Source organism: Paenibacillus sp. J22P218, from assembly GCF_056269195.1.
This window is the reverse complement of sequence record NZ_JBWDNL010000002.1, coordinates 1,022,722-1,034,295: the sequence shown is the minus strand read 5'-3', so window position 1 is coordinate 1,034,295 and position 11,574 is coordinate 1,022,722. Positions and strand designations below refer to the sequence as shown.

At 53.8% G+C, this 11,574-nt stretch carries 9 protein-coding genes; all 9 read right to left on the bottom strand.

Annotated elements, in window-relative coordinates; all coding sequences use genetic code 11:
- Positions 1-149: 149 nt before the first annotated feature.
- The 9 genes from hfq to AC0YN0_RS13670 all read right to left on the bottom strand — a co-directional run bounded on the left by hfq (position 150) and on the right by AC0YN0_RS13670 (position 11,507).
- On the bottom strand, positions 150-395 hold the full coding sequence (gene hfq / locus AC0YN0_RS13710) for an RNA chaperone Hfq (protein ID WP_307201349.1): 246 nt from the start codon (positions 393-395) through the stop codon (positions 150-152).
- Positions 396-412: 17 nt separating this feature from the next.
- A complete protein-coding gene (gene miaA, locus AC0YN0_RS13705; RefSeq protein ID WP_475821707.1) occupies positions 413-1,429 on the bottom strand; it encodes a tRNA (adenosine(37)-N6)-dimethylallyltransferase MiaA in 1,017 nt (338 codons plus the stop codon).
- A complete protein-coding gene (locus AC0YN0_RS13700; protein ID WP_475821706.1) occupies positions 1,419-2,201 on the bottom strand; it encodes a class I SAM-dependent methyltransferase in 783 nt (260 codons plus the stop codon). The genes miaA and AC0YN0_RS13700 overlap by 11 nt, the downstream gene beginning before the upstream one ends.
- Complete coding sequence (gene mutL, locus AC0YN0_RS13695) at positions 2,198-4,219, bottom strand: DNA mismatch repair endonuclease MutL (protein WP_475821705.1); 2,022 nt, start codon at positions 4,217-4,219, stop codon at positions 2,198-2,200. The genes AC0YN0_RS13700 and mutL overlap by 4 nt, the downstream gene beginning before the upstream one ends.
- A 30-nt stretch (positions 4,220-4,249) precedes the next feature.
- Positions 4,250-6,913 (bottom strand): DNA mismatch repair protein MutS, encoded by a 2,664-nt coding sequence (mutS, locus tag AC0YN0_RS13690; protein ID WP_475821704.1) that lies wholly within the window; start codon positions 6,911-6,913, stop codon positions 4,250-4,252.
- 256 nt (positions 6,914-7,169) lie between these two features.
- Complete coding sequence (locus AC0YN0_RS13685) at positions 7,170-8,441, bottom strand: putative amidoligase domain-containing protein (protein ID WP_475821703.1); 1,272 nt, start codon at positions 8,439-8,441, stop codon at positions 7,170-7,172.
- Between the two features lie 382 nt (positions 8,442-8,823).
- On the bottom strand, positions 8,824-9,390 hold the full coding sequence (locus AC0YN0_RS13680; protein ID WP_337101436.1) for an outer spore coat protein CotE: 567 nt from the start codon (positions 9,388-9,390) through the stop codon (positions 8,824-8,826).
- 314 nt (positions 9,391-9,704) lie between these two features.
- Positions 9,705-10,670, bottom strand: a complete 966-nt coding sequence (locus AC0YN0_RS13675) for an aromatic acid exporter family protein (protein ID WP_475821702.1) — start codon at positions 10,668-10,670, stop codon at positions 9,705-9,707.
- 39 nt (positions 10,671-10,709) lie between these two features.
- A complete protein-coding gene (locus AC0YN0_RS13670; RefSeq protein ID WP_475821907.1) occupies positions 10,710-11,507 on the bottom strand; it encodes an ABC transporter permease in 798 nt (265 codons plus the stop codon).
- Positions 11,508-11,574 lie beyond the last annotated feature (67 nt).

Genomic DNA, 11,574 nt, shown 5'->3' with positions numbered 1-11,574 from the left:
ATTCCCCTCCTGCCATCCGTATGCTGTCTCTGTTTTTTATACTTCCCACGAAATGAAAAGAGCAACCCAGCTTCGAGCGGGTTGCTCTTGCATGCCGCTATCTAATTAAACGTGACACCTAATAAGAAAGTTTCACATACTGCCGAGTCTTAAGCGTCAGAGCCGCTTTGATCCTGCTGCATGAGCGATACGTTGCGCTGCGGGGTGAACGTCGATATCGCATGCTTATAAACCATTTGTTGACGGCCTTCGCTGTCAATAATGATTGTAAAGTTATCGAATGCTTTAATAACGCCCCGAATTTGGAATCCATTCATCAAAAAAACCGTGACCGGTATACTGTCTTTGCGAAGTTGGTTTAGGAAAGTATCTTGAATATTGATTGATTTGTTCATTGGACGTTACCCCCGTCTTAAAGAGATTGATTAGAAGTATATTCAAGATTGACTTGAAGCTTTCCTGCTATTATATCATGAATCGAGGTCAAATTGTTGTGAAAATTTTCCCCCATATCGATCCAATGAATGTCTTTCATATGTCTAAACCACGATAGCTGGCGCTTAGCGAACCTTCTAGTGTCCCTCTTAAGGCGCTCTACAGCCGCTTCTAACGTACATTCACCCTGTAAATACTCTGCGATTTCCTTGTAACCCAAACCTTGCATCGATACCGTACCTGCAGGCAAATGATGCTCATTTAATAGAGACTCTACCTCCGCAACCAGCCCTTGCTCAATCATGAGATCCACGCGCTGCTCGATTCTGCTGTACAGCTCTGCCCGGTCAAGCGTAAGCCCAACGATACATAGCTCATAAGGGGACTCTTTCACTTGCCCCGCTTGTTGCTCGCTGAAGGTTTGTCCCGTCAGATGGAACACCTCTAGGGCGCGAATGACTCTCCGCTGATCGTTCGGATGGAGCCGATCAGCCGTCTGCGGATCGACCGATCGAAGCCGTTCATGAAGCGCCTCGGCACCTTGCTCCAGTGCGAACAGCTCCATCTCGCGGCGGAATGGCTCATCTGATCCCATCTCGGCGAACTGATATTGATAACAGACCGACTCCACGTATAAGCCTGTGCCGCCAACGATGAAGGGCAGCTTGCCTCTGCTTGCAATATCCTCTATGCACTTGACAGCTTCCGTCTGAAAGTCGGCAACCGAATACGCATAATCGGGCTCGCAAATGTCAATCAAATGGTGAGGGATGCCTTCCCTTTCTTCGAGCGGAAGCTTCGCTGTACCGATATCCATCCCGCGGTATACTTGCATCGAATCGCCAGATATAATCTCGGCATTCCATGCCTTGGCTATATCGAGACTCGTGCGGGTTTTGCCGACTGCGGTCGGGCCGATTAATACGAGCAGAGGCTGCTTCCGCTTGCCTGCTCCTACGTTATTACTCTCCTTCTCGCTGGTGTTATTGATCAATCTGTATCACTCCATATGCGATTTTCGACGTATTGACATGGCGGCGCTCGAAGCCGAGCCTGCCAAATTCCGCACTCGCTTGATGCTCCTTCATGAGCACAGTCTTGCGCGCAACACGCTTCGCTTCTGCAACCGACTGCTCGGACAGCTCATTCATATTGGCAATCATCCGCAGAGGCTCCATCGAACTGGACTCGTGGATCGGCTGTCTGAACATCGGATCGAAATAAACAATGTCGACGCTTCGGTCCGGCAAAGACTTCAAATAATCCAAATGATTTTGGCGGATCATCGTAATTCGGCGCATCGCCGCATCAACATCTTCTAATGTCGTACGGTAAGCGGCTAAGCCTTCCCGTACGATCGCGCAGAGGACAGCTTCGCTTTCTATTGCGACTACGCTTCCACTCTCTCCTGCGGCGTATGAGAAGACGAGGGAATCGGCGGCGAAACCCGCTGTGCAATCGACAACGAAATCGCCCTCTTGGCAGCGTGAAAGCTCGATAAGCGGATCAGTCTCGCCTTTGCGAAGCCGCTTCACCCGAACGAACGCCATGCTAGGGTGGAAGTACAGCGGTGAGTCGCTTTGCCCCTCATAATAGCGCACTTCATTCTCCGTTACAACGATGAGCCTGCCATCGCTGCTCAGCTCGACCAGCTTGCGAACCGTTAGATTGCTGCGAAGCATATACTTCGCCGATAACTCTAACGCAAGCCGCTGCGCCTGCGCTGCTGCTCGATCAGATGGCTTAGGCGCTGTCGTGACAATCATGACATCACCCGTTTGAACATTTTTTCCAGCTGATAAGTAGACAGATGCACGATAATGGGTCGCCCGTGCGGACAAGTATAAGGCTGCTCACATGCGCCAAGACGACTGAGCAGGGCATCGCCTTCTTCGCGGTTCATCCGATCATTGGCTTTGATCGATGCCTTACAGGAACACATAATTGCCGCCTTCTCGCGAAGCTTTGCGATATCGATCGACTTTCGCTCCGCCATGAGCAGCTCGGCCATTTCCTCGATGATCGCTTTCTCTTCGCCGCTAGGCATCCACTCCGGATAGGAGCGAACAAGGAAGGTTTGTGAGCCGAAAGGCTCTACCTCTACCCCTGCTTCCGCGAATAGATGAAGCTGCTCGCGCAACTGCGAAGCCTCGCCCGGCGTGAACTCCAGCGTCAGCGGAACGAGCAATTGCTGACTTGCCGCTTCGGGATTGCCGAACTTGCGGTAATAATATTCGTAATTAATTCGCTCATGCGCCGCATGCTGATCAATCAGATACAGCCCGTCCTCCGCTTGCGCAACAATGTACGTACCATGATGCTGTCCAATCCAGTGCAGCTCAGGAAAAGCAGGCTTCTGACTTTCAATCTGCTCCTGTTCAATAGCCGGTTCGGAAGCCTCGACAACCGGCGGCGGCTCATGCCATGGCGCTGTTTGTTCCCGAATGATAGTATTCGTTTGCTTATCAATATTTTGGGGCGAATAAAGCCGGTTCGTTGCATCAGGCGGTACATATTCTTTATCCGCGCTTGCCGAATATGGGGCAGAATACGCGCTCGGGCTTGGGTTCGATCGCGATACAGACGTCGATTGCGGTCTAGGCCACGCGGGAATTTCAATTCGATTCGGGCTGGCATATGCCGATTTGGTCTCACGCTGGCTTGATGCCGCGATCTCGGCAATGGACGGCAGCGATGTCGATACCTGCTCCTCGGACCGATGGAACGAGATCGTATCCTGCACGAACAGCGGCTTGGAGCGCTCCTGCTTACCGGCGTCAGGACCGGGAATGTAACGCTGCTTGCCAAGCACCTTGCGAACAGCCTCTTCTAGCAGGGTGCGCAGCTCGGCCTCCTTACTGAACCGAACCTCCATCTTGGATGGATGAACGTTCACATCAAGTAAGCTTGGATGCATTCCCAGCTCAATAACGGCAAGCGGATAACGGTTGATCGGCAGCAGCGTATGATAAGCCTGCAGTAACGCTTGATTTATGGCATGACTTCGAATATAACGGCCGTTCACAATGGCTGTAATACCGTTGCGGTTCGCTCTCGTCAGCTCCGGCTTGGAGATATAGCCTCGAAGCTCGTAATCGGAGCTTTCCGCCTCTACCGCGAGCATCGCCTTGGCCGTATTCGTACCGTATATAGCCGCTATGACTTGCAGTCTGTCGCCTGTGCCAACGGTCTGCAGCAGCGTGCTGCCATTATGCTTGAACGTAAAGGCGATACCCGGATGAGCTAATGCGATCCGATTCACATAGTCGGAAATATGACCTAACTCGGTTTGGATCGCTTTCATATATTTGAGCCGTGCAGGCGTGTTGTAAAATAAATCCCGAACGATCATATCGGTGCCTTGCGGCGCATTGGCCGGTTCGTTGACGGTAATATTGCCGCCCTCTATGACGATTTGTCTAGCAAGCCCCGTGTCGGTATCGGCTGACGTGCAAGATAAACGCGATACCGCCGCGATACTTGGCAGCGCCTCGCCACGAAAACCGAGACTGGCGATTTTGAACAAATCGCTGCTCGTTGATATTTTGCTGGTCGCGTGGCGTTGAAAAGCGGTCAAGATGTCGGATGCCTCTATACCATAACCGTTATCAACGACACGCATTAAGGTGAGGCCGCCCTCTTCGATCGTGATATCGACCGTCGTGCTGCCCGCATCAATGGCGTTTTCGACAAGCTCTTTGATGACGGCAGCAGGCCGTTCAACAACTTCGCCGGCAGCGATTTGGTTGGCAAGCTGCTCATCCAGTATTTTGATTTTTCCCATAACGCAGGTTGACCTCCCTTCGCTTCGCGATTAGTCGTTCAGCTTGCTCTTCATATCATTCAGCCATTGCATGGCTTGCATGGGCGTTAAGTTGAATAAATCCAGCTTGCGCAGCTGCTCGGCAAGCTGCTCCGCCTTCGGGCTCGCTTTGCGCTTAGCCGCTGGCGGAGGCTCGTCGAAGATTGACAGCTGTACGACGTCTGTCGTAACTGGCGAAACGACAGCCGGTTCGTAAGCGGCAGCAGATTCGGCCATTGCTTCGATTGATGGTACTGGCTTGCCAGCAGCAGGTATTGGTGTCGGAGGTACCGAATGCTCCGTATCATCTAGCAGCTCATAGGCGCGGCCGATAATGGACTGCGGCAACCCAGCAAGCTGCGCGCAATAAATACCGTAACTCGTGCTCGCCGCTCCGGATATAAGCTTGCGGAGGAAGGTGACGTTGTCGCCGCTCTCCTCAACCGCCATACGCGCGTTCGCAAGCGCCGGCAACGAATCCTCCAAATGCGCAAGCTCATGGAAATGCGTCGAGACTAACGCTTTACAGCCGAGATGATGATGCACATACTCGATAACCGCTTGTGCGATAGCCATGCCTTCACCTGTAGAAGTGCCGCGACCAAGCTCGTCAATGATGACAAGGCTGCTTGCCGACGCTTTCTCGGTCATAATCTGAATGTCCTTCATCTCGACCATGAACGTGCTTTGACCGCCGATTAAGTCGTCAGCCGCCCCGATTCGGGTGAAGATCCGGTCGATAAGCGGAATAACCGCAGACTTGGCAGGGACGAAGCAGCCGATCTGGGCCATAATGCAGATAAGCGCAACTTGGCGCATATACGTGCTTTTGCCGGCCATATTCGGACCGGTAATGAGAAGCATCCATTGCTGCTCCTTGCGCAGCGATGTGCCGTTCGATATAAAAGGCGTACCGTCCATCATCGCTTCTACAACGGGATGGCGGCCGTCTTCGATCTGTAGGTCATAAGCCTCGTTAATTTGCGGCCTTGCGTATCGACGCTCCGCGCTCACATGAGCCAGCGATTGATAAGCGTCAATCTCTGCGATAATCGCAGCCGCACGTTGAAGCCGGTGCAGATGCAAAGAAAGATGGTCGCGAAGCTCGATGAACTTCTCGTATTCCAAATCGACCATTTTGTCCTCGGCTTCGAGAATCAGACGTTCCTTCTCCTTAAGCTCCGGCGTCACGAAGCGCTCGGCATTGGCAAGCGTTTGCTTCCGCTCATAACGTCCTTCCGGCAGCATGGCGAGATTCGCTTTGGACACCTCAAGGAAGTAACCGAAAACTTTGTTGTAGCCGATCTTCAGCGTCTTGATGCCAGTAGCTTCACGTTCCTGACGCTCCAGCTCAGCCAGCCAGCGCTTTCCGTTCGTGCTCGCTTCGCGCAATTGATCCAAGTAGTCGTCGTAGCCGGCACGGATAAGGCCGCCTTCACGAATCGTTACAGGCGGATCTTCAACCACAACCGTATCGATCATATCTGCCAAATCGCCGCAATCGTCTACGCCTGCGACGAGCTCGCGCAGCACCTTAGAACCGGATTGATCGCATAATGCGGCTAATCCCGGTATGCGGCGCAACGAGCTCTTAAGCGCATTGAGATCGCGGCCGTTCGCGCTGCCGAACGCCACTCTGCCGACAAGTCGTTCAAGGTCGTAGATCGGCTGCAGTTCAGTGCGAATATCTTCCCTTAGAATCAAATTGCGATAGAGCTCCTCCACTGCATCCAGCCTGGCATCGATAGCCGACTTGCTTAGAAGCGGCTTATCGATCCATCTGCGAAGCATCCGAGCGCCCATCGAAGTCTGCGTGCGGTCCAGCAGCCAGAGAAGCGACCCTTTCTTTGCGCGGTCTCGCACCGTCTCCGTAAGCTCTAGATTGCGGCGGGTGTAATGATCCAAAATCATATATTGGTTCGGCTCGTAGGAGCTGATCTTCTGAACATGGCCTAACGAGCGCTTCTGGGTCTCGTCAAGGTATCCTGTTAGGACGCTGATAGCTAGTAATCGCGCTTGCGAGAGACTGTCCAGCTCACCAGACTTGAATTGCTGCTGCAGCTTGTCCTGCTCCATCGGTTCGCGAGCCGTTAGCAGCAATTGGCGATTCCATACCGCCGCGCCTTGCAGCTTGTCCATCAAGACGGCATCGCCGACAATCTCGGCTGGTTGATATACGTTAATTTCGTCGATAAGCGCTTCAAGCTGATCGGGTACAGAGGTTACGTATAGTTCGCCCGTTGACAAGTCGCATGCGGACAAGCCAAGCATTCCGCCCGACTGCACGACGGCAACGATAAAGTTATTCGACTTGCCCTCCAGCGACTTCGTCTCCATAACGGTTCCCGGCGTAATAATCCGAACAATCTCACGCCGCACAACGCCTTTGGCAACCGCAGGGTCCTCGACTTGCTCGCAAACCGCTACCTTATACCCTTTCTCGACCAGCCTGCTTATGTAGTTTTCCGCGGAATGATGGGGAACGCCGCACATCGGTATTTTTTGATCCGTGCCGCCTTCGCGGCCGGTTAACGTTATTTCCAATTCCCGCGATGCGTTAATCGCATCGTCGAAAAACATTTCGTAAAAGTCGCCTAAGCGAAAAAATAAAAACGCATCCTTCGCTTGCTCCTTAACAGCAAGATATTGTTGAATCATCGGGGTATAGGTTGACATTTCGAGCCTCCTCATGGGCAATGCGGGACAATGGCAATGTGAACCATTCTCCGAGTAGCGTGAACAATAGACTTTTATTATACCAAGCGGAACAGATGTACGCCATATGCGCATAGAGAAACGGTACAGGAAGGAATAGCAAAAATTAGATTGAGATTGAAGATAGAGAAAAAAACGACCTCCTTCGCAACAGGTTGTTGTGAAGGAGGTCGCTCGATTTCGGGAGGATTATATACGGCGTTAATAATATATAACGTTAATTAATAGGAATGCGCCACTTCAAACGTATGTCCGCTTTCTCGTTCCAGCTCGCGCCGCGTCGGGCCGCATCCAGCAGCGGCTCGATATAGGGCGCGAGCTCGCGCCAGCTCGCCGCGGCGGCCAAGCTCGCGGCGATTCCGTCCAGGCAGCCGGCAAGCTCTGCGCGGTCGCCGGCGTAATACGCTTCGACATACCGCTCCTCCAGAGCGGGTATGTATGACAAGGTCCACGCCTCGCGCGCGCACAGCAGCGCAAGCGCGAAGGCGCCCTTGGCCGCTGCCGGCGAGACGAGCCAACTCGGCAGCGTGCGGTACTCGAACCCGCCATGCGGCTGCAGGCGATAGTCCCCGAGCGTTCCGTAACGGGGACGGCGGCCTCGCCCGGCGGGGTCTTCGATGAGAGCGAGCGGGAATGCCGCGAAGCTGTCGAGCAGGCGGAGCAAGCGCGTTGTAAGCGGCGCTCCGCTGAGGTGGATGTGCCCGCCGAGCGCGAGCCCCGGCACGGGCATGGCTCCAGCGGCCCAGCGCAGCGATGGGTCGCCGATTCGCTGCGCGGCGCGGAGCAGCAAGCGCCGCACGCCCGCGGTGAGCGCGGCCGGGTCAGCGGCCGGCTCAGGACGCAGCTCGGCGACGGGATAGACGAGCCGCCGCCCAACGAGCATCGCGTCCGCGCCGGCCGCGCCGCCCGTATCCGCGCCGAAGAAGCGCGACGCCGCCGCCACCCGCCCTGCCGGCGTCACCAGCACAAACTCCGGATCGGCGCCGATCAGCAGCGGCCGCCGATCCGTAACTGCCGCCCTCTCCGCCGCATACCACGCGGCGAAGCGCTGCGCTGCCTCTGCCTCCAGCTGCGCATTCCGCAGCTGCGGCCATACCGCGCGGACGGCAGTGCGCCCGTCTCCGCCAAGCGCCACCTCGGCCTCGCCAATATCGAGGCCGAGGGCGTACAACCCCTGTACGGCGGCGCGTACCACCCGCCGAATGAGCGGATCGTCAGTCGCGACCTGACTGCCGATCACCTTACCTCCGCTGCCCTGCCGCTCCACGGATACCGCCTCAAGATGATACACGCGCACCAAATATACGCGCACGCTCTCCAGCGGCTTACCGCCAACTAGTCCTGCGCGCTTCCATATGCGCTCCCTATCCGCCTCTCCCATATGCGCAGCTTGAGCGGCTTTGGCATTAAGAACCCAAATAGGCTTGAAGCGGCTTTCGTCGAAGGGCCGCGAGTCATTCCAGACAATGACGGCGTCGCCTTCTTTCACAGCTGTCCACCCCTGAGCCGACAGCGGCTTCCCTGCACGCTCTCCAGCTGAGCGATGCAGCTGACCGGTCGTATCTACCCGTTCCATTCGGTCGTAGTTGCCGCGCCATATCCAAGTCGAGCCCATCGTCTCGCCGCCTTTGCCGCAAATAATTGATCATAACTCCAGCGCTATAGCTCCTACCCTTACAAAATAACAGGAATTGCTCCCGTTATTAGCCGGCTTGTGACGTTAGTTGGTGTTGGATGGAAGTTGGTTGGATGCTCACGATTCCGCCCAAATCCACGCTTACCTATAATTTTTCAAAAAAAAGAGGGCTTTCGCCCTCGACATACTGCTCGCGCAGCATATGATACTGTAGCAGTAGCCCTTACCCGCTTACTTAGAGCTCATCGTCCAGTAAATCTGGATCCAAATCCTCGTAGTCCTCATCGCCGCCGAGGCTGAATTCCAAATCTTTGCCGTCCAGGTCGTCGCAACCGCCTGGAATAACGGCGACGCAAACTTTAGTCTCGGCAATCATTTCTACCGAAAACTCCCGTTCAACCCGGATAACGACGCCTGAGCCGTTGGATGAAATGTTCGCTTCGATGCAGTTAGGCTCTTGCAGCACGTCTGCGGACACTTCTTCTGTCGCCGCCCTATGTTTAGGATCTACATAAGAGAGAGCGACATGCTCCACGTAATGTACGGATTCTTTAGCTACGTCTGTTTGCGAGTTTTTGCTGTACGAATACCAAATGTTGATATCGTAAGTACCGATTACCTCAATACCGTCGCCCGAACGAACCGCTTCATACTGATGGTTGATAATCCATGCTCCCAGAATACTGGTCGGATGATGAGGCGGCGTTACGGTATGGGTTACAGTGGAAAACTTACGACCTTTGCCGCAGACAGCTTTCGTAATGATTTCTCTGCACTGAAGCTGTTTATCTGCAATAGTCATTGATTTAACCTCCTCCATACAATCATTCATTTAAAGTGTATGCAGGACATTCGTCTAGGGTGACTGTTTCTTTTTCGGAAATATAAGATATATATAAGCGATATTCTTATATAACGGCTTATATTTCTTCGCGATCCTCGCAACGAATTTTCTCCCTCTATATGCTATGACGCCTGTTCGGACAAAATGACTTTTCTTTTTTTGAAAAATAGGAAGGTATAAGTTTCACACTTATCCTTACGCCTCTATTTCACCGCGAAACGAAAGCTTATGCCTCCAAGGACGGCACAGAACCGAGCTGCGCAAAGACGCAGCTAACGGTTCGTGCTTAGCGACTGCCGTTTACGCTTGAGTCGCTTGGCGATGGCCAAATATCTTTGCAACTCGTGCAGCAACGTCAGCAATGCCGCTCTCACTTCGAATTCCTCGCGCGTTCTCGGAAGTTCCATCCCTCGAAATCGCAGCGACAGCTCCTGCAAGCGAGTCTCGACCGAACCTTCGTACACCTCCGACTTCACATCGGAGGCAAGCCGCTCGAGCAGCTCGGCAATCAGAACGCCTTGCGGCCACTTTTCATAGACGAAGGCCAGCTCGACTAGCATCTTCTGCACGGAATCAAGCTGCTGTCGCCTCATCTCGAAGTACGTCGACCAATAATGCTCCTGCCCCCATATCCGATTCTCGCGATTGCGAATCGAGCGCTGCGCGCCGTCTTCAATTGCCTGGAATGCAGCCAGCAATTCCTCACCGCCCCATACATGGGACGGATTGCGAAGCGTCAGGGCCATCTCCGTGAAAATAACGCTGAAATTGTCCTCGATTGCCATCCGATTGCTCGTCAACTGCTTCTCATCCTTCGGCATATAGACGAAGTTGAGCACGGTCGCCCAGCCGAGGCCAGCGAACAACAGCATAATTTCGTTGCCGATAATGGCTGACGTCACTTCTTCTCTGTTAAACAGATGGAAGACGATGACCGAGCTCGTTACGATTCCATCCTTCAGCTGGAAGCGTGACAGAATCGGAAAAGTAATCAAGATGAAGACCGCAACCGCCCAGATATGGAAACCGAACAGCGTGAAGATTAGCGATGCCAAAAAAAGTCCCAGAACCGAAGCAATAAATCGGACGATTGCGCTTTTCAGCCCTTTCATCCTCGTAACTTCGACGCCGAGAATAGCCAGAATGCCCGCTCCAAGCGGGGGCTCAAGGCCGAAATAGACGGCAGTGTAAATAGCTGCGATAGCGGCTAGCGCTGTTTTGACGACACGTATGCCCATAGTAAACTTCCTCGCGATTAGTAAGATGTTGACTCCATCCTACCTTTCGCGCCAGCCGGCCGTCAACCTTCTCTCCAGCGCGGCAACAAGCTGATACATAACCGTGGCAACCGCAGCGATCACGACAAGACTCGATAATACGAGCGTGAAGTTGAACACCTGGAAGCCATATATGATCAAATAACCGAGTCCGAGCTTCGCGACGAGAAATTCGCCAACGATAACGCCAACCCATGCGAGACCGACATTCACCTTGAGCGTCGAGATAATAACGGGAAACGACGCAGGCAGAATGACGAGCCTGAACAGCTGGCCGCGCGAAGCGCCGAACAGCCTGACGACCTTAATGAAGCCGGCGTCGATCTCGCGGAACCGGTTATAAATATTAAGCGTCGTAATAATAACCGTCACCGACAGCGTAACCGCTACAATCGACATGAATCCTGGCCCTAAACCGACGATGAAGATCGGTCCTAATGCCACCTTCGGCATACTATTAAGCACAACAAGGTACGGATCGAATACGCGGGAGAGAAAAGGAAACCACCATAGAGCCGCAGCCATCGCCGTGCCGAGCAGCGTGCCAAGCGCGAACCCGACAACCGTCTCGCCTACTGTCATGCCGACGTGTGGCCATATCGAGCCATCGGACATCGTACGCCATAGTTGTGCAGCCATCTTAGACGGATAACTGAACAAAAGAGGATCGATCCATTTGTTTTTCCCCGCCGCTTCCCATAACCCTACAAATAAGACAAGCAGCACGACCTGCGTTACGGCTACCGCTGCTGACAGCTTACGCATCCTTATGCGATAGTTCGCATGCAGAGCGCCCATCCAGCTCAGCCGATCTTCCTTCACCCCCGCGATCTGAACGTCGGCGGACTCATTCGCTCCGCTTGCT